Source organism: Lysinibacillus sp. FSL P2-0066, from assembly GCF_037969495.1.
Lineage (GTDB): Bacteria > Bacillota > Bacilli > Bacillales_A > Planococcaceae > Lysinibacillus > Lysinibacillus boronitolerans.
Genome location: NZ_CP150202.1, coordinates 4,470,529 through 4,491,950, shown reverse-complemented (window position 1 = coordinate 4,491,950; position 21,422 = coordinate 4,470,529). Strand labels below are relative to the sequence as shown.

Genomic DNA, 21,422 nt, shown 5'->3' with positions numbered 1-21,422 from the left:
ATGAATAATAATCAACACAATTTTCTGAAAAATCTGGAAAATAAAGTTATGCAACGCTATTATTTGTAGAAAAATATTTTATTTTGTAATTTCCTATCTTTTTGGAATAGAAAAAATCTGAGTTCAATACTATCTTGAACTCAGATCTAGCAGTTAAATAATTAATAATTAAAATGATTGACATAACCCTGCAATTCATCCGCCATATCAAGTAGGGTTTTGGCAGACGAAGCCATATCCTGCATAGAAGATAAAGTTTGTTCCGTGGAAGCGGCAACTTCTTCCGTAGCAGCAGCATTTAATTTTGCGTGATCGGAAAGTTCAATAGCGGTCGCTGATACTTCTTCTACAACGGCAGACATTTCTTGAGCAGATGCTGAAATATCCTCCATTTTCGGGGCGATGTTTCGTAGACTTTCAATAATGCTCGCGAATTTTCTACTTGTTTCTTCTGTCAATTGTAAGCCCTCTTGAACATCTGTAGATGCTTTGACCATTGTCTCTACAGATTTTGCCGTATCCTGTTGAATAGTAGTAATGAGCGCAGAAATTTGCTCTGCCGATTGATGAGATTGCTCTGCTAATTTGCGTACTTCATCAGCCACTACCGCAAAGCCCTTGCCATGTTCTCCTGCTCTAGCAGCTTCTATAGCAGCATTAAGCGCTAGTAAATTTGTTTGATCTGAAATAGCACTAATCATTTCTAAAATGGAGCCGATTTCTTTCGTGCGATCATAGAGTGCTTTAATCATTGTATCTGATAGCGTTACAGAATTATGGATAGAATTCATTTGTTGTACAGTTTGTTTTACCGATTGTCCACCTTCTTCTGCCAATTGGATAGCATGGCTAGATAGGTCAGAAACCTGCATGGAACTGTCTGCCACTTCAACAACGCCTTTAGCAATTTCTTCAACTGAAATGGCGTTCTGGTCAATACCTGTTGTTTGTTTTTCTGTACTAATTGCCATTTGTTGCATAGCATCAGCAACTTGCTCTGAGGCAGCGATGTTTTGTTCTGCATTAGCAGATAAATTTTGAGCGGCTGTTTGGACATGTTGTGAGCTTTGATCAACATTACGAATTAGTTTTTTTAAGCTCACCTTCATAGAGATAAAGGCTTCTCCAAGCTGCCCAATTTCATCTTTAGAATGGATTTCAATAAACTCCGTTAAATTACCATCACTAATTTTCAAGGCACTTTGCTTCAGTTGATTAATTGGGTTAACAATAGACTTTATCATGAAGAGCATAAAAATAACGCCAACGAGAATAGAAACCGCAATGATAATTAAATTAATATTCAATGTGGATGCCGCAGCTTTTGCAGCTTCCGCAGTAAACATGGTGCCAATTACCTTCCAACCTGTTAACTCATTCGTAACAAATTGTAAGTGACGGTCTTTTTCAATAATTGTACCGCTTTCCTGCTCATAAATTTTTGGAATATAGCTTTCGGTAGCCTCTGTACCACTTTCTTTCTCTGGCTGGGCAATATAAATTTTATTGTTATCTAAAAGAGAAGCGAAGCCCGTTTCTCCAATACGTATATTATTCGTAATGTCACTTAATGTAGAAATATTTAGATCTAATCCTAAAACGCCAGAACCATCTGGTAATGCCTGAGTAATTGTAATGACAATGTCACCTGTAGATTGTGTAACATAAGGTGCAGTAATTGAGGTCTTGCCATTATTAGCTAAAGCCTGCTTATACCAAGGCCTTGTCCGAGGGTCGAAGCCATCAGGATACTCTTGAACAGGCTGATCAAATAGTTTGCCATCAGCAGTCCCAATATATATTAGGTCTACTTCAGGGTGCATATTGACATATTCCGTTAATAATGACTTCAGTTTTAAAATGCTATCATCCTGAAAGTAGGTTGCACTAAATTTTTGTGAAAAATATTGTACATCTTTCAATTTGGGTTCAATCATGTTTGTAATATTGGCATTTAGAATGCGCACACTTTCAGTCGCACTTGCGCGTTGTTCCTCTGAAATTTGCTGTTCAGCACTTTGGTAAGATACTATTCCAATCAATAGTGTTGGGATGAGAAGCATGGCTAAAAACGAAAAAATAAGCTTTTTTCTTAAACTTAGTTGTTTCAATTGTATTATCCTCACATAATATTTTATTCTATACTTTTCCCCTAAAGGTAAATAATACTCATTCTATCAGAAATAAAAGAAAAGTTAAGTACTTTGAATTAATTATTTCTTAGTAATGTATATCATTATCAATTATTTGAAATTTCCCTAAATTGATTGCGTCAGAAGCTATATAAAGCCACTTTTTGATGTATACTAAAGCTCAAAAGAGGAGGGTAAAATTCATGATTCATCAAATTGGACAAGTAATGTTATATGTTAATGATCAAGATACAATTGTGAAGTTTTGGACAGAAAAAGTGGGGTTTGTTGTCATTTCTGAACAGGAAGAGGCAGGCATGCGCTGGATTGAAATTGCACCAACGAAGGAAGCTCAAACATCCTTTGTGCTTCACAACAAAGAAATGATTGCTAAAATGCAACCTGACCTAAATTTAGGCACACCATCCATAATGTTTTATGCTGATAAAATTGAAGAGATGTACCAAGATTTTCAGGCAAAGGGCGTTAAAGTAGGAGATCTAGTCATGATGCCAATGGGTAGAGTTTTTAACTTTGCTGACCCTGAAAATAACTACTTTGCCTTGGTTGAAAAGAAAATGTAAATAACGGAATCTGCTTGTTTTTTGTTAGTTATGTAAAAAATGAGCAGATTCCTGTTTTAGCTTATTTAATAGCTAGATTTATCGTCTAAGATAAATCCTCACCAAAAATACCAACCGTTTGTCGATCTATTACAAATTCATGGCCATTCCATTTTAAAATATTTTCTACATAGCCTAATCCATCAGCATGATATCTACCTGCAACTTCTTGATATCCTAAAATTTCATATGTTCCATCTCGGTCGTAATCAACAGGATATAGTCCTCCAAAAGGATCTACCCAGCCTTCAATCGGTTGCTTCAAGGTACCATCTGGGTTATAAATTTCAGCTAAGTAGTCGGTTCCTTTATACTGTAAATCAATTGTGTATTTAATAGCAGGATTAAAACTCTGAACAACAGCCTTATAATGATCTACATAATTGACCTTATATTTAAGTTTATTATTAAAAGACTCTGCATCAAAGATGGAACGAACTTGATTGTTGATGGAGGAAAAAATCTCACCATTTACAATTCCACCGCTACCTCCTGTATCAGACACAACAAGAATATCCTCAACATGATTACCAGTAAAATCACCCAAAAAAATAGTCGGATTATAGCCCATATTTTGTTTCAATGGAATATGCTCCATTTTTCGTGTTTGCCCATAAAAAATAGTCAGTGTTAGGTTTCTCCATAAAGGACTATCAGGCTGTTTAGTGCCCATTAAAAAAATGGTTTCAAAAAAACCATCCCCATTAATATCTCCAAACTTAGTTTGAATAACCTGTGGAGCAGAATGGGTAATGATTCCACCGTTTAGTGGCGAATTTAAATTATTGGTCATATATGCACCTCTTTCATTAGTTTTAGCATATGTTGTAAGAAAAGCTTGGTGCATAATTCAAAGATAAAAAATGAAACTTTGTAATACATATTAAACTTACAAAAAAACTTGAATTTCACCCATTGACATTTTCTAATGCGAAAAGTATTATAAGTGTCAACGAATCAGAAAATTCAGTACCAAATAGTATCTCACTACATGAATGTAGCCAGAGATTTTTTTTCATTATCAATTCTTAGTAAATTTATATGATTTATATATATTAGGAAGAAGGAGATTCATTTGAAGAATTTATTTGTAAAAACTGAGCGACAACGATTTTGGTTAGATCAGCTAGCTGCTATTGCTGAGCCAATCAAAGCACAGGCTGCTGAGGTTGATGAGCAATCTCGTTTTCCGTTCGAAGCACATCGATTACTTTTACAAATTGGCTATCCTCAACTTACTTTACCGAAACAATATGGCGGGGAAGGCTTATCTGTCTATGATATGGTCCTCGTACAAGAGACGCTAGCAAGCTATGACGAAAATGCTTCTCTTTCCCTTGGATGGACATTAGGCGTTGTCGGTGAAATATATGAAACTAAACTATGGACGGATGATCTATTAATAGCTTTTGCTGAAGAAATAAAGAGAGGTGCCATGATTAATAGAGCTGTTAGTGAGGCGGCAACAGGTAGCCCAACGCGAGGAGGGCGGCCAGGGACAAATGCCATTTCTACTAAAGATGGTTGGCTGATAAATGGGCGCAAGATTTTTACGACTGCTTCTCCTGTGCTCGATTATTTCCTTACCTCTGCTTGGATTGAAGAAAAGCAGCAAGTTGGTTTCTTCCTCATTCATAAGGATTCAGCTGGTATAACCATTGAGGAGAATTGGGAGATGTCTGCAATGCGAGGCACAAGCAGCCACGACCTTGTGTTAAAGGATGTCCTTGTGGCAAAAGAGCATTTAGTAGAGTTACCAAGTCACCCGAGTGGCGGCAAGATAAATGGCTGGATACTCCATATCCCAGCAACTTACTTAGGCATTGCACAAGCAGCTCGTGATTATGCTATTCATTTTGCTAATCACCATCAACCGAATAGCCTGAATGCGCCAATTAGTACGTTACCAAATGTACAACAGCTTTTAGGGGATATTGAATTAAAGCTCCATCAAGCACGTTTTGTCTTATACGGAGTGGCTGAGGCTTACGATGATCCTGCTAGACGTGGACTAATAACAAATGAAATGGCTGTTGCTAAACATACAGTAACAAACATCGCAATAGATATAGTCGATAAAGCGATGCGTGTGGTGGGGGCAAAAAGCTTGCAGCTATCCAATCCATTACAACGCTATTATCGCAATGTTCGTGCAGGACTTCATAATCCACCGATGGATGATATGACGATTATTAAATTAGCGACTGCCGCTATTGAACAGCAGAAATTATCTGAATAAATTATGTGAAAAATAAGGAGAAATGACATATGAAGAAGAATAAGGTTTTTCAATTTGCTGCAATTGGTTTGGCATCTATAGCATTATTAGCAGGCTGTAATTCAGGAGACTCTGCAGATAAAGATTCAAGTGATGGTGAAAAAGTACGTACAGTAAAGGTAGCTTACGATCAAGCGTCAAAACCCATTAGTTACATCGACGATAATGGAAATCCAACAGGTTATGATGTAGAAGTAATGAAATTAGTAGATGAATTGTTACCTGATTATCAATTTGAGTATGTAGGTACAACAAGTGATGATTTATTAATTGGTGTAGAGCAAGGGAAATATCAAGTAGGGGTTAAAAACGCATTCTTTACTCAGGAACGTACAGAGAAATTTATTTTCCCAAAGGAATTCCTAGGTTTAAGTAGCGCAGGTTTAGTTTTACGTAAAGAGGATGAAGGCGTGAAAACATTAGCAGATTTTGCGAAAAAGGGCTATTCTTTAGCACCAATTGCTGCAAATAATGCTCAATATACAATTATCGATGAATATAATACGGCAAATCCAGATAATAAGGTAAAACTTGAGGCTGGTGACGCCTTTACTGTTGATGTAGTGCAGTGGGTAAATGAAGGTCGTGTTGATGGCGGTGTCATGATTGAAGGCCCATTTAAACAACAAGTACTGGCAGAAGATGGCCCATATTATAACCTAAAAGATGACGTTGTCTATAACGAATTTGCTGTTATAAAAACATGGCCACTGTTCAATAAAAAAGAGCAGGAATTTGCTGACGCTTATGATAAAGCGATAGCTCAGGTTAAAGAACAAAAGAAAACAAATGAATTAAGTACAAAATTCTATGGCCGTGATTTATTTGAAGTACTAGAAAACGTAAATCGTTAGTTTAAAACGGAACGAATAGTAAGGCTGTTGAGTCAGTAATGCTCAGCAGTCTTTATTCATAAAAACAAAAGTTGGTGAGGAAATGGATAAATATTTTGACGCAACCTACATTTGGAACGCAATCCCAGTGTTATTGCCATTTTTAAAAATTACGTTCTTAGTTGCAGGGTCCTCTATTATCTTAGGTACCCTATTCGGCTTATTGTTGGCGGCTGCTAAGCTATCTTCAGTGAAGTGGCTAACTAAATTTGCCAATCTGTATACAACGATTATGCGCTGTACCCCATCCATTGTTTTGTTATTTCTTGTCTATTATGGCGTCCCAGCATTAGCAGAAAATGTTGGTCTTAATCTCCATTCTATTGAAACGGCCATATTTGTTGTTGTAACATTCACCTTACAATTCGCGGCAATAATGTCTGAGGTGATACGGTCTGCCTATTTAGCCATACCAAAAGGGCAGTTTGAAGCAGCCGTTAGTGTTGGGCTAACACCCTTCCAGGCCTATCGTCGAATTATTTTTCCGCAGGCACTGGTTGTTGCTTTGCCGAACTTTGGCAATGGCATGATTGCTTTATTACAGGAAGGTGCGCTCGCTTATACAATTGGTCTAATTGATATTGTAGGTAAGGCAAATTTAATTATTGCAAGTAACATCAATGCTCATGCCTTAGAAATTTATATTGCATTGGCCATTATTTATTGGGTGTTATCTATTATTATAGAAAAAATATTTACTATATTAGAAAAAATATTTGGTAAAGGTAAGAAGACCTTAGAAACAACTTAAGGAGGCGAGAAGGTGAATTATCAATTTTTACTTGAAACATTTTTCGTAGCGTTATCTGGTGTTCCTATTGCACTTCTTGTCACAGTTGTTGCGTTGGTGATAGCTTTGCCATTGGGTTTTTTGCTGGCACTGACTAGGATCAATAAAATTCCAGTTATCCATCACCTAGCGAAGATTTATGTTTCTTTTGTTCGAGGAACGCCGATCATTATACAAATTTTTATTATCTATAGCAGTATACCGTTAATGTTAAAAATTATTTTTGAAAAATATCATATTGCGTATGATATTTATAAAATCAATCCAATTTGGTATGCGTTTATTGTGTTTGCATTCAGCTCAACAGCCATTTTGATTGAGGTCTTTCGATCGGCGTTAAGTACCATTGAAAAGGGGCAACTAGAGGCTGCACACTCAGTAGGTTTGTCAACATTCCAAGCATATACTCGCATCATCATTCCACAGGCATTAGTAGTGGCATTGCCGAATATTTGCACAGCTACAGTTAATCTTATTAAAGCTACATCGTTAGGCTACGCAATGTCGCTTCCTGAAATTACACTGAAGGCAAAAGTAGCGGCAAACGTTGGCTACAATTATGTAGAGGCCTATTTGGATATCTTTATTGTGTACTTAATTTTATGTAGTACGGTTGAATACTTGTTTAAGCGTTATGAGAAATATTTAAGCAAATACAAAATGGCAAATGTCTAAGGGGTGAATTAGCATGTTAGAAATTAAAAATATTCATAAATCATTTGGTGGCAATGAAATCTTAAAGGGTGTTGATTTAGCCATTGATAAAGGGGACGTTGTTGTTATTTTAGGTCCCAGTGGTTCAGGAAAAACAACATTATTGCGTTGTATCAATTTTTTAGAGAAGGCTGATCAAGGCCATGCGACATTTGGAGATATTCAGGTTGATTTTCAACATGTAAAGAAAAAAGACGTGCATGCAATTCGCCAGCGTGTCGCATTTGTCTTTCAAAACTATAATCTATTCACTAATAAAACAGCATTAGAAAATGTAACGGAAGGATTAATCATTGGACGTAAAATTCCTAAAGCACAGGCTGTGGAAATTGGTAAAAAGGCACTTGATAAAGTAGGTTTATCAGACAAATATGATGCCTATCCAAGTCAGTTGTCAGGAGGTCAACAGCAACGTGTTGGTATTGCACGAGCAGTAGCTTTGAATCCTGATATTATTTTATTTGATGAACCAACGTCCGCACTTGACCCTGAGTTGGTAGGTGAGGTTCTACAGGTCATGAAAAATATTGCAGCGGAGGGTACAACAATGCTTGTAGTAACACACGAAATGGGCTTTGCCAAAGATGTTGCCAATCGCGTAATTTTCATGGATGGAGGAGTGGTTGTAGAGGAAGGTAGCCCTCATGATATTTTCGTCAGCCCAAAAGAGGAGCGAACGAAGAAATTTTTAAAACGTGTTATACCAGAAGACTATACGTTCTATATATAAAACAGCAAGAGAACAGGAGAATCTGTTATTTACAGATTCTCCTGTTACCTATTATTGAAGGAAATACGTTAATTTGTTGATGGAGTAAATGTGAAGCTCATGCATAGCTCTCGTACACGCCGTATAGAAATAGTACCGCTCGCTTTCTCTTGAGTAATTAGCGGCAGATGCATTATAGATGATTACCGCATCAAATTCGATCCCTTTCGCCATGTAAGCTGGAAGTAATAAAATACCCTTCTTAAACTGCTTTGAATTATGGTTGATTAATTGAATATCTACTCGATTGTTTAATTGCTTATAAACGGCAGAGCATTCGGCTGCGGTTTTACAGATGACAGCAATTGTTTCGAATTCAATAGATAAATGGTCGATATTTTGAATAATTTGATCCATTAATTCCAATTCATTTGGCACAATAGTAATCGATGGTTCAGGGCCATTTCGGTTAAATGCTTCTACTTCACTACCATCTTTCAATAGTTTGGCAGTGAGTTGTATGATTTGCTTTGTCGAACGATAGCTTTTGGTTAATATCATTTTTTCTGCCTGCTCACCATATAATTGAGTGTCGAGTAGAGAAGGATTATTAAAGGTATGTGGATGAATCGTTTGGTGGCCATCACCTAAAATGGTCATACGTGCTTTTGGAAATAACTGCTGTAATACAGTAAGTTGAAATGGCGAATAATCCTGTGCTTCATCTATTAACACATGACGGATCATCCTATTGGTCTGTTGTCCTTCAATTTTGTCCTGTAAATATAAAAATGGTGCAGTATCCTCATAGGCAATCAAACGCTTTGCTAAATTAGGGAGTGTTTGTAGACAAATGTCCTCCCAATTGTCTGGCATAAGGTGTTGTAAATCCCTGTTAATAGAACTATTCAAATCAAAGAGCTGTCGATATGTACCCAACATATGGACAAACTTTAACTTGTTCACAGAGTTACGTAATGGTTTAAAGTGTTTTTTGACAATTTGTCTCGCTAATTTATAGCGTTCTTGATCAAAATCGTCAAATGAGTTTTCAGTATAGCGACCCTCATATAAAAGTTCACTATAAGATTTGGAGTAATCTTCTTTATCTAATAGCTCAGTAGCTTCTTCTACCCATTCCTTTGTACGCTCAGCCTTTTCCAATTTCGTTAGTTGCTGCAATAACCATTCTTTTACTAATTGTAGGCGATCTGGTATCGACATAGTAGAAGGGAAAGAATAGAAGTATTCGGTAATTTCCTGTGCAGTAATAATTCGTTCTCCACGAAAAACGATATTTTTAAATAACAAGCCTTTATCGGATAAATAACTCGCATATTGATCGATTAAATGTTTATAAGCGAGACTCGCTTTAAAAGAAATAATGCTTAATTTTGTTTGATACTGGGCATCATCCTTTTCTGTTAACAGTTCTTCAAGCTGCTCATAAGGATACTCTAATTGAAACTGTTTACCTAATCGTTTTTCAGCATATTCTATAAACGTTAACTGCTGCATATTGTCTTCACCTAAATCAGGTAAGACAGAATGAACATATTGATTAAAAAGTTGGTTAGGTGTAATTAGCAGAATTTGATCGGCAGTCATTTCATCACGATAACGATAAAGTAGATAAGCTACCCGCTGTAAGGCTACAGCTGTTTTGCCACTACCTGCCACGCCTTCAACAATAAGATAGCGTGAATTTACATGGCGAATAATTTTATTTTGCTCTGCTTGGATTGTCGCAACAATACTACGAATATGCTCATTTGCATTTTGCGCAAGGATATCGAGCAGTAGGTCATCACCAATTGTAAGGCCCGTATTAAACATGGATTGTAGTTGACCATTTTTAATAATAAATTGCCGTTTTAACAGCATTTCTCCATGAATTTCTTCACCTAAAGTTTCGTAGGATGCATCACCAGGTGTGTAATCATAATACATACTTGATATAGGCGCTCGCCAATCAAAAATGACGATATTTTCATCCTGTTTATCCAATAATGTGGCTACACCGATATAAATTTTTAAAGGGTCTTGTTGACCATCTTGTAAAAAGTCAATACGAGCAAAATAGGGTGACTGTTGTAAACGTTCATATACCTTTACATTACGAATTGCACGTTCCTGTGCAAGCTCTGAGTCAGATAAAAGCTCTGCCTGCTGCTTAATTGCAAAAAAGGTTTCGTCTACATCCTCGGCAGTATCTAAATTGACTCTGACATCGTTCCAAAAGGATTTCTTTAAGGCAACAGCATTTTCTTTGAAGCCTTTTTCTTTATGCTCTAACTCTTTTATTTTGTGAACAATGATGTTTAAAGAATCCTCAAGGTGCTGCTTTTCTTCTAGCCATTCTTTTTGATTTTCCAACGTTTACTCACATTCCTCTCCATAGTTATTTGCTTCCTTTGACAGTAACCCTCACCTCAATAGATGGTGAGAAGAACGTAATTGTGATGCTTTTTTAACTGGTTGTCCCACCATCCCTTTGAATAAAGTGAAAGTATCTAACGCTGGTCATGAGAAGGGTGGATTGAATCAGGAAATTTATCATACATCTACTTCGCAAAGAAGTATAGTCTAGAAATTATTGTAAATTTATGATACAATAACTGTGTAAGGTAATAAGATATTGATATATAGAGACTGCTCTACAAAAAGGTGGAGCAGTCTTTTTTATATGTAATATTGCTTCATATTATGACTGATTATAATAAATTGTTATTAAAAATAAGTGGATGAAATGCTCTTAAGACACTAAAGAATGTGGCATGCCATACGATATAGAAACTTGAAGGGAGGTGAAAAAATGAAGGTGATCTTTACAGTAGGGTTGCCCGGGAGTGGAAAAAGTACATTTGTGAAACAGCTAGCTAAAAATGAAAATGCAATTGTTCTATCAAGCGACGCTATACGTCAGGAGTTATTTGGGGATTCAACGAAGCAAAAGTCACGTATAGTCTTTCGTACGTTATATGAACGTCTTAATGACTTAGTAGCAGAAGGGTTTTCTGTCATTGTGGATGCAACCAATATTGAACGAGAGCGCAGGATGTTTGCACTTCGTAAAATACCAAGTACAGTGCAGAAGGTATGTTATTACTTTGATACACCTTATTCAATCTGTGTAGCCAGAAACCAGCAAAGGAAAAGACATGTACCATTAATCGTGATGGAAAAAATGAGAAAGCATTTAGAGTTCCCGACAGTAGGAGAAGGGTTTAATGAATTGCATATTATTCATGAATCAAGTCCCTATGATCTTTCTCGACAACAATTTGTTTCACTCATACAAGGCCACCCCACCTATGAAGAGCTTTTTCAAACACTTCAAGCAGTCCCACTTTTCAAAGAAATTTATCAATTCGATCAAGAAAACCCATTCCATCAATTTTTACTATGTCAGCATACGTATTTTGTGTACGCGTATATCAATGAGTACTACTCAGAAAGCGATAAATTAGCTCTACAAATAGCTGCATTGTTTCATGATGTTGGTAAACCAGCTTGTAAAAAATATAAACCTTTGCAACAGCATTATGGTTATTTTGGGCATGAAAATGTCTCTGCTCAACTGGTTTGCCATTTTCTATTAGAGTTGGGCTTTGAAAAGGACTTTGTATTAAAGGTTGTTCATTTAGTGCAATTTCATATGTTAATCCAGTATGGGGGAGATAGAGGTGGAAGCCAAATTTATCATTTATTAGATGGTGATTTATTAACAAGGCTTTATTTTTTCCGTGAGGCAGATCAATTTGCCAAGTAAACATTGGGAAAGGGAGGTGAAAATATGACGAAATTCATGAAATACCCAAGAAGTTTTCATTTACCATGGAGCAGGGGTTATACCGATGATGATAAAGTTGCTAGAAATGTGAATCATTTTATTGGAAAGGAGGTTGTTGTCACTGAAAAGTTAGATGGAGAAGGGACAACACTTTACAGAGACTATATGCATGCTAGAAGTATTCATTCAGCCAACCATCCTTCTAGACATTGGGTAAAAACATTTCACGCGAATTTTGCGTATCGGATTCCAAAGGACTGGCGCTTATGTGGTGAAAATGTTTATGCCAAGCATTCTATTTATTATCAAGGATTAACAAGCTATTTCTATTTGTTTAGCATTTGGAATGAAGAAAATATTTGTTTGAGCTGGGATGAAACCGTGGCCTTTGCAGCAGCGTTAGGTATAGAAACAGTGCCCGTTTTATACCGAGGGATTTTTGACGAAGAACAGATAAAACGTACATTCACTGGAAAATCATTCTTTGAAGGGGAACAAGAGGGGTATGTCATTAGAAATACTAGCTCATTCCATTACGAAGATTTCCGTTATAATTTAGGGAAATTTGTGAGACCGCAACATGTTCAAACAAGTGAGCATTGGCTAAGAGAAGAAATTATTCCAAATAAATTAAAATCCTAATCAATTAAGAAGAGAAGGGACTGAGCACAATGTAATACTATAGCAAGCATTCAATAATCTTCTATTACGAGGTAGGTGCAAGGAGTGCATATCCCTATTCAATGGGAGTACGGGTTCGATTCCTGTTATCCTCACCATAAAAAAATGAACTCTCTTCATTAGGACGAGAGTTCATTTTTGTTTGTTTATTTAGTGTAATTATCGAAGTAGCCTTGAATGTAAATCATTGGTGTTCCTTTGTCACCCGAACCAGATGTAAGGTCAGATAGGGAACCGATAAGATCTGTTAAACGACGAGGCGTTGTTCCTTGTGCAGCCATTTGTCCTGTTAAATCTTCATCTTTATTTTGAATGTATTCAGAAATAGCAGCCTTTAGTTCTTCGCCTCGAAGGTCTGCAAAATCATTGTCTGCTAAGTATTTCAATTTAACCTCGTTCGGTGTTCCCTGTAATCCAGCTGTGAATGCTGGGGATACAACAGGATCTGCAAGCTCCCAAATTTTACCTACAGGGTCCTTGAATGCGCCGTCGCCATAAATCATAACTTCTACTGTTTTTCCTGTAGCTTCTTTAATTTTTGCTTGGATTCCATCAACAATCGGTTGGCAAGTATGCGGGAATAATTTTACGCTATCCTCTGTAGCTTTGTTTGAGCCAAGTAGACCATACTCAGCATTGAAACCAGAGCCATTAATTGATTCAGCTAAAATATTATCAAGGCTGTAAACTTTTTCTGCACCGTTCGCTGTTAGAATACGTTTTGTGCGGAAGCGTGAATGAATATCACATGTTAAGATACTCTTTGTGTAATTTAAAATTGTTTTTGGATTATTTGAGAAGATGACCTCACACGTAGCCCCTTCTGCTTCGATTAACTCTTTATAGTATTCAATATAATCTACACCAGTAAATGTGTGTTTTTTATAGCCAAAATGCTCGCGGAATTCAACCTCATTGAGTGTATCCGTCCATGGGTTAATGCCTTTTACATCGAGCTCATCAATATCTACAAGGTGATTACCCACTTCATCAGATGGGTAGCTTAGCATTAATACTACCTTTTTTACACCTTTAGCGATGCCTCGTAAACAATTGGCGAAGCGGTTTCGACTTAAGATGGGGAAAATAACGCCTACCGTATCATCACCGAACTTAGCCTTTACATCTATGGCAATATCATCAATCGTAGCATAGTTTCCTTGTGCACGTGCCACGACAGATTCAGTTACTGTCACAATATCACGATCCTCGATTGCATATCCTTCAATTTGTGCAGCATTTAACACTGTATCTACAACAATTTGCTCAATATTATCGCCTTCGTTAATAATAGGACCACGAAGACCTCTTACAACTGTACCGATTACACGTTCCAATTTAATCTCTCCTCATTCTATCTTGCGTAAAGTGAAATAAAATCCATATGATTTTACTATAAGGCTCGTTAATGATATAAGTAAAATTAATAGTTCATATAATAGCTATAAGGGGTGCTTATATGATAGGGAAATTAGATTTATATCGTGTTTTTAGTGTTGTAGCAAAAAATAATAGCTTTTCTAGTGCAGCAAAAGATTTATATATGACACAGCCAGCTGTAAGTCAGGCAATGATGCAATTAGAAAATGAGCTTGGCACACGTCTTTTTAATCGAACCCCTAAAGGTGTGACATTAACAACAGAGGGTAGCCTACTTTTTGAATATACTAATTCTGCTTTAGGGCTTTTAGATGCTGGTGAAGAAAAGTTACTTGAATTCAAAAATTTAACAACTGGGCAATTAAAAATAGGGGTAGGTGATACGATCTCACGCTTCTTTTTAATGCCTTATTTAGAAGCATTCCATACAATGTATCCGAATATTAAATTGCAAATGCTAAATGGTACAACCTCTGAAATTTGTAATTTTATTAAATCAGGTGAGGTAGATATAGGGTTTTGTAATTTTCCAATAGAAGATTCAACATTAAAGTTGACGGTATGTACAGATATTCAGGATATTTTTGTCTGTGGGGAAAAATATAAAACACTTTCGTCTAAAAGTTTAAGCTATGAGGATCTTTTGAAATTTCCACTTATCTTTTTAGAGAAAAAGTCGAATTCACGGAAGTATGTGGAAGATTATCTTTTTGCAAGAGGCGTTCACATAGAGCCAGAGTTTGAGCTAGGCTCACATGACTTGGTACTAGAATTTGCGCGTAGTAACCTTGGCATTGCATGTGTAACAAAGGAATTTTCAAGGGACTATCTACAACGAGGTCTTCTTTATGAATTAACTTTAATGGAAAGTATCCCCACAAGAAGTATTGGTATGTGTTATTTGAAGACAGTACCCCTTTCTAGAGCAGCAATGAAATTTGTTGAAATCATTGAAAATAAACATTTTAATACGAGAAGAACCATAAAAAGAGCTTAGCGACGAGAAAAAAATCGCTATGCTTTTTTTATTAAGCTATCAATCAATATGTCGACATTGCGTTTATTTTTCATGGTAGGTGAGCAAAGATAAGAAAATGTTCGCATAAAGTGCTGGCCTTCAAGGCGCAGAATAGTCATATCTCCATTTTTTAATTCACGTTCTATCACACAGGCAGACAATAAAGAAAGACCAAGTCCCTGCATTACACTCTCCTTCACGCCCTGATTACTGCTAATAGTCAAAAGCGAATGAATCTGCAAACCATTTGCTCTGAATAAATGATCCAGATAATAACGTGTTCCAGAGCCTTCTTCACGCGCAACCCAGCTTTGCTGCTGGAGTTTATCAGCAGTCAGAGGTTGTTGCTTTGTAAGAGGATGATTACTGTCGCTAACAATAAATAACTCATCCTGCATAAATGGCTTAATGACTAGTTCATTATCATGAGCCTGACCTTCAATTAGACCAATATCGACTTGCAGTAATTTTGTATATTGAATGATTTCCTTTGTATTGCCAATAATAATTTGAAGTTCAAGTTGTGGGAATCGTTGCTGTAAGCTTGCAATGATTGGAGGCAATATATATTCGCCAATTGTAAAACTTGCCCCAATGACTAGCGTACCTTGTACCTCTTGATGATAGGCAGCGATATCTTCTTTTGCAGCTTCAGCTATCGCCATGATTTGCTTTGCTCGTTTATAAAGAATTTCACCAGTTGGTGTAATTTGCACCGATTTTGGGGAGCGAATAAATAAGGTTGTTTGTAATTCTTGCTCTAGATTCTTAATGTGTAAGCTAACACTTGGTTGTGAAATATGAAGTTTTTCAGAGGTCTTCGTAAAATTATTGACTTCAACCAGTGTGATAAATGTTTTTAAAGCATCCAATTGCATATTTTCACCTCTATTATTAGAAATATTAATAATAATAATTATATATATGTATTTTACTAATAGTGCACGCTTTATTAAAGTAATAATCAACAAGGGAGAAAGAAGTGAACATCATGGTTAATAGACAGAATAAAGTAAAATCCACACTTAATCCAAATTTCTTGAAGGGAATATTGTTAACACTCCTTATTGCTTTAGTAGCGAAATATATTGCCATATTTCCTTTCTTTTCGATATTGGGACAGTTGGTTATTGCCATAATATTAGGGATGAGCTGGCGAGCAATATTTAAAGTACAGAATTCATGGCAAGTAGGTATTTCATTTTCTAGCAAGAAGCTATTACGATTCGGTATTATTTTATTGGGTATGCGCTTAAATTTGGCAGACATTTATCATGCGGGAGCAAACGTTTTTTTAATTGCAGTCATTAATTTGCTATTTGCATTAATTGTTGTGTATGGCCTAACAAAAATATTTAAAGTTGATCAGAAGCTAGGGATATTAACTGCTTGTGGGACTGCAATATGTGGAGCTGCTGCAGTAGTGGCAATTGCACCTCAAATTAAGGCAAATGAAAAGGAAACGGCGGTAGGGGCAGCGATTGTTGCGTTATTGGGGACTCTATTTACACTTATTTATACGGTACTCTATTCGATTATCGATTTAACACCTTCTGCGTATGGTATTTTCGCAGGGGGGACATTACATGAAATTGCGCATGTAATTGCAGCTGCATCTGCTGGTGGAAATGAAGCAATTGATATAGCCGTCATTGTGAAATTAACACGTGTTGCCCTGCTCGTACCTGTAGCGATTGTTATTGGTATTTTCTATCGAAGAATGGACAAAAGTGAAGAGAAAAAGGCCTTTTCTTTATCCATCATACCGTGGTTTATTTTAGGGTTTTTAGCGATGAGTGCTATCACCTCTTTAGGGATTATACCAGCGAACGTATCGCAAGCATTTGTAAATATTGCTTATATTTTAATTGCGATGGCAATGGCTGGTTTGGGATTAAATGTTGAAATAAAAACGTTTAAGGAGCTAGGTGTAAAGGCATTTATTGCAGGTTTAATCGGCTCAGTCTGCCTATCCGTACTTGGCTATATATTAGTCATTCTTTTATATTGATTTAATTAATGTTTCGTATACCAAGAAAAAAAGACCCTGCATGATTGTTCAACATGCAGGGCTTTTTAGATAGAATCAGAAGATAATGTATAAGTAATTTAATCGTCGTTCATTAATTTAAAGCTCCAATAGAAGAAGCTAATTCAGCCACCACCATTTTGCTGCCGATAATTGGACTGTCAGCCTTTTCTCCCTCAGAGCCCGAATTTGGGCGTTGATGGGCTGCAGCAAATGCATCGCTATTACGCCATGCTTGGAAATGCTCCTTAGATTCCCAATACATATTAACACTCATTTCATCATAAGTAGGATCATCAGTTGAAATTAATACCTCTACTTTATGAAAGCCTTCAAACTGTTGCAGAGGCCCTGGCTTTGTAAAATTTGGTGCCATTCTCGCAGCAAAACCGGGTTTTACTTGAATACGATTAGTTACAATAATCATGCTTTTACCCCCCTTAATTTCATTTACTAGGTTTTTGAATGAATTATCATTGATTATCATTCGCACTCAATGATAAGTGGCTTAGGAAGACATTGTCAATAGATGTCCTCTATATAATCTGTGCTAGTAGTTTATGGATTATGGATAGGCTGACATTTAACTGACATAATCCGGTGCTATAATGAGTATAAGAGTGAACTAGTAACGAGGTGATCGACTTTGGCTAACATTTTAGTAATAGAGGACGAATATGCAATAAGCCAGGTTTTAAAGGTGTATTTACAAAAGGTGGGTTATAGTGTGACACAATGTTTCAATGGTGGTCAAGCCTTGGTCATGTTTTGTGAAACACAGCCAGACCTAGTGTTGCTCGATATTATGTTACCAGAAAAAAATGGTTGGTCCATTTTAAAGGAAATCAGAGAACGAAGTGTGTGCCCAGTTATCATGTTAACAGCATTAGGTGAGGTTAATTACCGTCTAGAGGGGTTTGATCATGGGGCAGATGATTATATTGCCAAGCCTTTTATCGCAGATGAAGTTGTTGCAAGAGTGAGGGCTGTTTTAAGACGTGCTAAAGGTAGTCCAGATTCATCTACTATTAAGCAGTATGGGTCTCTAGTGATTGATTGTAAAGCGCATAAAGTGCTTTTGGGCGGAGAAGAGATTGTATTAACGCCAAGAGATTTATCTGTGCTTATGTTTTTAGCTGACCACCCTAATCAAACATTTACCCGTGATCAGCTTATTGATCAAGTGTGGGGATGGGAGTATGAGGGTAGTGATCGTGCCGTAGATTTAGCTATAAAGAGACTTAGGAAGGCTTTAAAAGAATGGGATGAGGCGGAAGGGGAAATAAAGACACTACGTGGATTGGGGTATCAGCTAAGTGTTCAAAAAAAATAAGCGAATATCCTTACTTCAATATTGGACGAGCCGATATTTACTAACACTTTTTATAGGCTTAGCTATTATTTCTTTGATCTCCGCAACGTGGATTCGTCATACAACATTTGAAAATCGATTAGAATTAATGGAGTTTTTAGCAGACGAGACGGTCTATCGTTTAACGGATGCAACAAATCCTAATAATGGACCTATAAATGGTATTCCAGGTTTCATAGGGGATCGTCAGCGTTTTAATATGAAAGAGATCGATCCAATTTTGTATGTTGTAGATACTGAGGGAAATATACTGACAAGCAACCGTCCAGTACCACCTGGTAGTGCCAAAAATGTAGCTGGCTTGTTGGATGGAAAAGAAGGTACTAAGGAAATAAAGGATGGACTTGAGCCTGAATATGTAGTGAAAAGAAAGATAGAAAATAATAATGAGTTATTGGGCTGGGCCCTGGTGATGGAGAAGAAGGAGAATTTAACAAGGGTTAACCAAGCATATGGACAGCTTGCCATATTAATTGGAGCATTAGCATTATTAGGCTGGATCGCTATTTACTTTCTGTCAAAGCGCTTAGCCAATCCCATTAAACAAGTAGCAGAGGCTGCCAAACATGTACAGGAAGGCAATTATGCAATTGATTTGCCTCAAGATAGTAAGGAAAAAGAGGTCTATGAGCTTGTTTCCTCCTTTAAAAATATGGCAAATAAACTAGAGCAGCTGGAGAAAACTCGAACGGAATTACTGGCAGGTGTCACCCATGAGTTGAAAACACCTGTCACCTCTATAAGTGGATTATTACAGGCTGTAAGAGGTGGTGTTGTAACGGGTCAGGATGCTATGGAATTCATTGAAATGGCTATGGTCGAAACGACAAAAATGAAAACAATGGTTGGTGACTTACTTGCCTTTAACCATTTTGCTGTCGATGCTATTCCTGTGCAGATAGAGTCAGTAGATATTAATCAGCTACTGCAAGATTCAGTGGCACAGTGGAAAGTAATGCAGGAAGATGAACATGTGAAAGTTGATTTACATTTGTTGGAACAGCCTTTGCTTGTACAGATAGATATTGTTCGTATCCAACAAATCATTACAAACCTATTAACCAACGCTAAACAGGCGATGGACAAAGGAACAATAACCTTGACGGTGATAGATAAGGGGGAAACTCTGTCGGTGATGGTGAAGGACACAGGACATGGAATCCCTCTAGAGGATCAGGCATTTATTTTTGAGCGTTTTTATAGAGGAGAAAATAAAAAATATACTGTTCGAGGGTTGGGTTTAGGATTACCACTTAGTAAAATGATGGCCCAATCTGTTGGAGGAGAGTTGCGATTAATCGAAAGCAATCCCTCTGGAACACATTTTGAATTAGTATTGCAAAAGGCTACTACGCTATAAGAGCGTAGTAGCCTTTTAATGTTGGTTTAACCTGTCTCCCAGAAATCTGCTTTGTGTTGTAAAAGATAGTTGAAGAATTTGTAAAGCTGACATCTGCCTGACACAAAAGCTCTTTATAGTAAACGATGTGGACGAGCAATGAACAAAGGGACGAGCAGCATTAAAGGTTTATCAGTCTGATACTAATATGAGTAGGGAGAGTGATGAAATGCCAATAGTTACTTCATTTAATCCAAATGGTCGCCAAGAAATTAAACAAGCGATCTCCTATCCAGATTATGCGTTATTAAAAGCCAAGCTTCAGCATGTTATGCAACGAGATAAGCATGCTGGCTTAGACGGTAAATATTTGATTCGTAGTACGTACTTCGATAATTTTGCCAATAAAGTGTTAAATGAGAAAAAAGAAGGCTTTATTAATCGAGATAAATATCGGGTACGCATATACGGTAAGTCTAGTGACGTTATTAATCTGGAGCGGAAGAGTAAGCGTAACAATGTTACCTTTAAAACAAAATGTTCAATATCTCAAGCTGAATATGAAAAACTACGTATTGGCGAGATAGCCTGGATGGAGAATGACGACCGAGCGCTAATTCGAGATTTATATCAAGTGATGAATTACAGCCAGCTGAGACCTACTACGGTAGTGGATTACGAGCGAGAAGCCTATATCTATCCGTTTGGCAATGTGCGTGTGACATTTGATAGTAAGGTGCAATCGAGTCTACGCAACACGGATATGTTTAATCAAAACTTACCAATGGTCGATGTGCTTGAGCCGAATCTTGTAATTTTAGAGGTAAAGTACGACGAATATTTACCAGACATTATCAAGTATTTACTGCAGTCAGTGGATACTCGTGCTGAGGCCTATTCAAAATATCAACTTAGTCGTATGTACGGCTAATAATAAAGGAGAATGAAAAATGGATACAATTAAATTTAGTGATATTTTTAAATCCAACTTTTTAGAAAAAACAACCTCATTTTCATTAATCGATTCAATTATTGGTCTAGTAGTCGCATTTTTTATTGGGCTTTTTATTTATGCTGTTTATAAGAAGACCTTTAATGGAGTTATTTACTCACATTCATTCAATATCTCACTACTTATAATGACAATGGCAACAGCACTAGTGATTATGGGAATCAGTTCAAATGTTCTGCTGTCACTTGGTATGGTTGGTGCATTATCTATTGTACGTTTCCGTACACCTATTAAGGATCCAATGGATTTAGTCTATATTTTCTGGGCAATTGTTTCAGGTATTTTATGTGGTGCTGGCTTTATTCCATTAGTGATTATTGGTGCAGTTTTAATCGGACTTGTATTGCTAATATTCGTTAATAAAATAACGGTAGAAAATCCGTATTTACTGATTGTAAAGCTTGAAGAAGAGTTGGCTAATGCTGAAATTGAGCGAATTATTGCCGCGCAAACAAAAAAATTCGCTCTGAAATCGAAATCCATTATGCAACAGAATGAAATCGAAACAACTTATGAAATTCGTGTAAAACAAAATGATGCAAAATTGATGGATGAACTAACAAAGGTAGCTGGTGTAAAATCAGCCATTATGCTGAGCTATGATGGGAATTTCACAGCGTAATGATCTTATTAACAAATAGAACTACGATGAGAGGTGA

At 36.7% G+C, this 21,422-nt stretch carries 20 protein-coding genes; 14 read left to right on the top strand and 6 right to left on the bottom strand.

Annotated features, from left to right (window positions below; genetic code table 11):
- Positions 1-161 precede the first annotated feature (161 nt).
- The gene (locus MKZ14_RS22390) at positions 162-2,111 is read right to left on the bottom strand and encodes a methyl-accepting chemotaxis protein (RefSeq protein WP_333005288.1); all 1,950 of its coding nucleotides are present in this window, start codon (positions 2,109-2,111) and stop codon (positions 162-164) included.
- A 224-nt stretch (positions 2,112-2,335) separates the two neighbouring features.
- On the opposite strand from MKZ14_RS22390, the gene MKZ14_RS22385 reads away from it, so the two are divergent.
- Positions 2,336-2,716, top strand: coding sequence for a VOC family protein (locus MKZ14_RS22385; protein ID WP_036077832.1), 381 nt, complete (start codon positions 2,336-2,338; stop codon positions 2,714-2,716).
- 85 nt (positions 2,717-2,801) lie between these two features.
- On the opposite strand, the gene MKZ14_RS22380 is transcribed toward MKZ14_RS22385, so the two are convergent.
- Positions 2,802-3,548: a hypothetical protein gene (locus MKZ14_RS22380; protein WP_339280505.1), complete on the bottom strand. Its 747-nt coding sequence runs from the start codon at positions 3,546-3,548 to the stop codon at positions 2,802-2,804.
- Between the two features lie 282 nt (positions 3,549-3,830).
- On the opposite strand from MKZ14_RS22380, the gene MKZ14_RS22375 reads away from it, so the two are divergent.
- The 5 genes from MKZ14_RS22375 (at position 3,831) to MKZ14_RS22355 (ending at position 8,160) form a co-directional block, all read left to right on the top strand.
- Positions 3,831-4,994, top strand: coding sequence for an acyl-CoA dehydrogenase family protein (locus tag MKZ14_RS22375; protein WP_258859997.1), 1,164 nt, complete (start codon positions 3,831-3,833; stop codon positions 4,992-4,994).
- 29 nt (positions 4,995-5,023) lie between these two features.
- Entirely contained in the window at positions 5,024-5,887 is an 864-nt protein-coding gene (locus tag MKZ14_RS22370; protein ID WP_016992241.1) for a transporter substrate-binding domain-containing protein, read from the top strand.
- 82 nt (positions 5,888-5,969) lie between these two features.
- Entirely contained in the window at positions 5,970-6,677 is a 708-nt protein-coding gene (locus tag MKZ14_RS22365; RefSeq protein ID WP_036077828.1) for an amino acid ABC transporter permease, read from the top strand.
- Positions 6,678-6,689: 12 nt separating this feature from the next.
- Complete coding sequence (locus tag MKZ14_RS22360) at positions 6,690-7,391, top strand: amino acid ABC transporter permease (RefSeq protein WP_004233514.1); 702 nt, start codon at positions 6,690-6,692, stop codon at positions 7,389-7,391.
- Between the two features lie 13 nt (positions 7,392-7,404).
- Entirely contained in the window at positions 7,405-8,160 is a 756-nt protein-coding gene (locus tag MKZ14_RS22355) for an amino acid ABC transporter ATP-binding protein (protein WP_048395482.1), read from the top strand.
- A 51-nt stretch (positions 8,161-8,211) separates the two neighbouring features.
- Here MKZ14_RS22355 and helD read toward each other — a convergent pair whose 3' ends face one another.
- Positions 8,212-10,515: an RNA polymerase recycling motor HelD gene (helD, locus tag MKZ14_RS22350; RefSeq protein WP_339280504.1), complete on the bottom strand. Its 2,304-nt coding sequence runs from the start codon at positions 10,513-10,515 to the stop codon at positions 8,212-8,214.
- Positions 10,516-10,954: 439 nt separating this feature from the next.
- Between helD and MKZ14_RS22345 the strand changes: the two genes are divergently transcribed.
- A complete protein-coding gene (locus MKZ14_RS22345; protein WP_339280503.1) occupies positions 10,955-11,911 on the top strand; it encodes an AAA family ATPase in 957 nt (318 codons plus the stop codon).
- Between the two features lie 24 nt (positions 11,912-11,935).
- Positions 11,936-12,574 (top strand): RNA ligase family protein, encoded by a 639-nt coding sequence (locus tag MKZ14_RS22340; protein WP_016992079.1) that lies wholly within the window; start codon positions 11,936-11,938, stop codon positions 12,572-12,574.
- A gap of 185 nt (positions 12,575-12,759) precedes the next feature.
- Here the strand turns inward: MKZ14_RS22340 and MKZ14_RS22335 are convergent, their stop codons facing one another.
- Entirely contained in the window at positions 12,760-13,950 is a 1,191-nt protein-coding gene (locus tag MKZ14_RS22335; protein WP_016992080.1) for a coenzyme F420-0:L-glutamate ligase, read from the bottom strand.
- A 122-nt stretch (positions 13,951-14,072) separates the two neighbouring features.
- Between MKZ14_RS22335 and MKZ14_RS22330 the strand changes: the two genes are divergently transcribed.
- Complete coding sequence (locus MKZ14_RS22330) at positions 14,073-14,990, top strand: LysR family transcriptional regulator (protein ID WP_016992081.1); 918 nt, start codon at positions 14,073-14,075, stop codon at positions 14,988-14,990.
- A 17-nt stretch (positions 14,991-15,007) separates the two neighbouring features.
- Here MKZ14_RS22330 and MKZ14_RS22325 read toward each other — a convergent pair whose 3' ends face one another.
- Positions 15,008-15,889 carry a LysR family transcriptional regulator gene (locus MKZ14_RS22325; RefSeq protein ID WP_016992082.1) on the bottom strand — a complete coding sequence of 294 codons (882 nt, stop codon included), beginning with the start codon at positions 15,887-15,889 and terminating at the stop codon, positions 15,008-15,010.
- Between the two features lie 113 nt (positions 15,890-16,002).
- Between MKZ14_RS22325 and MKZ14_RS22320 the strand changes: the two genes are divergently transcribed.
- Complete coding sequence (locus MKZ14_RS22320) at positions 16,003-17,022, top strand: YeiH family protein (RefSeq protein WP_333005955.1); 1,020 nt, start codon at positions 16,003-16,005, stop codon at positions 17,020-17,022.
- Positions 17,023-17,134: 112 nt separating this feature from the next.
- Here the strand turns inward: MKZ14_RS22320 and MKZ14_RS22315 are convergent, their stop codons facing one another.
- Entirely contained in the window at positions 17,135-17,467 is a 333-nt protein-coding gene (locus MKZ14_RS22315) for a heme oxygenase (protein ID WP_016992083.1), read from the bottom strand.
- Between the two features lie 219 nt (positions 17,468-17,686).
- Here MKZ14_RS22315 and MKZ14_RS22310 point away from each other — a divergent pair, with 219 nt between their 5' ends.
- The 4 genes from MKZ14_RS22310 (at position 17,687) to MKZ14_RS22295 (ending at position 21,385) form a co-directional block, all read left to right on the top strand.
- Entirely contained in the window at positions 17,687-18,373 is a 687-nt protein-coding gene (locus MKZ14_RS22310) for a response regulator transcription factor (RefSeq protein WP_333005957.1), read from the top strand.
- Positions 18,357-19,772, top strand: a complete 1,416-nt coding sequence (locus MKZ14_RS22305) for a HAMP domain-containing sensor histidine kinase (protein WP_333005958.1) — start codon at positions 18,357-18,359, stop codon at positions 19,770-19,772. Before MKZ14_RS22310 ends, MKZ14_RS22305 begins: the two co-directional genes overlap by 17 nt.
- 208 nt (positions 19,773-19,980) lie before the next feature.
- A complete protein-coding gene (locus MKZ14_RS22300) occupies positions 19,981-20,682 on the top strand; it encodes a polyphosphate polymerase domain-containing protein (RefSeq protein WP_258859989.1) in 702 nt (233 codons plus the stop codon).
- Between the two features lie 19 nt (positions 20,683-20,701).
- Positions 20,702-21,385 (top strand): DUF4956 domain-containing protein, encoded by a 684-nt coding sequence (locus MKZ14_RS22295; protein ID WP_258859988.1) that lies wholly within the window; start codon positions 20,702-20,704, stop codon positions 21,383-21,385.
- Positions 21,386-21,422 lie beyond the last annotated feature (37 nt).

Excerpts from the sequence above, each read along its gene's own strand:
- MKZ14_RS22385 (WP_036077832.1), top strand. The coding sequence starts at position 2,336 with ATGATTCATCAAATTGGACAAGTAATGTTATATGTTAATGATCAAGAT.
- MKZ14_RS22380 (WP_339280505.1), bottom strand. The coding sequence starts at position 3,548 with ATGACCAATAATTTAAATTCGCCACTAAACGGTGGAATCATTACCCAT.
- MKZ14_RS22370 (WP_016992241.1), top strand. The coding sequence starts at position 5,024 with ATGAAGAAGAATAAGGTTTTTCAATTTGCTGCAATTGGTTTGGCATCT.
- MKZ14_RS22365 (WP_036077828.1), top strand. The coding sequence starts at position 5,970 with ATGGATAAATATTTTGACGCAACCTACATTTGGAACGCAATCCCAGTG.
- MKZ14_RS22355 (WP_048395482.1), top strand. The coding sequence starts at position 7,405 with ATGTTAGAAATTAAAAATATTCATAAATCATTTGGTGGCAATGAAATC.
- MKZ14_RS22345 (WP_339280503.1), top strand. The coding sequence starts at position 10,955 with ATGAAGGTGATCTTTACAGTAGGGTTGCCCGGGAGTGGAAAAAGTACA.
- MKZ14_RS22340 (WP_016992079.1), top strand. The coding sequence starts at position 11,936 with ATGACGAAATTCATGAAATACCCAAGAAGTTTTCATTTACCATGGAGC.
- MKZ14_RS22330 (WP_016992081.1), top strand. The coding sequence starts at position 14,073 with ATGATAGGGAAATTAGATTTATATCGTGTTTTTAGTGTTGTAGCAAAA.
- MKZ14_RS22325 (WP_016992082.1), bottom strand. The coding sequence starts at position 15,889 with ATGCAATTGGATGCTTTAAAAACATTTATCACACTGGTTGAAGTCAAT.
- MKZ14_RS22320 (WP_333005955.1), top strand. The coding sequence starts at position 16,003 with ATGGTTAATAGACAGAATAAAGTAAAATCCACACTTAATCCAAATTTC.
- MKZ14_RS22315 (WP_016992083.1), bottom strand. The coding sequence starts at position 17,467 with ATGATTATTGTAACTAATCGTATTCAAGTAAAACCCGGTTTTGCTGCG.
- MKZ14_RS22300 (WP_258859989.1), top strand. The coding sequence starts at position 19,981 with ATGCCAATAGTTACTTCATTTAATCCAAATGGTCGCCAAGAAATTAAA.
- MKZ14_RS22295 (WP_258859988.1), top strand. The coding sequence starts at position 20,702 with ATGGATACAATTAAATTTAGTGATATTTTTAAATCCAACTTTTTAGAA.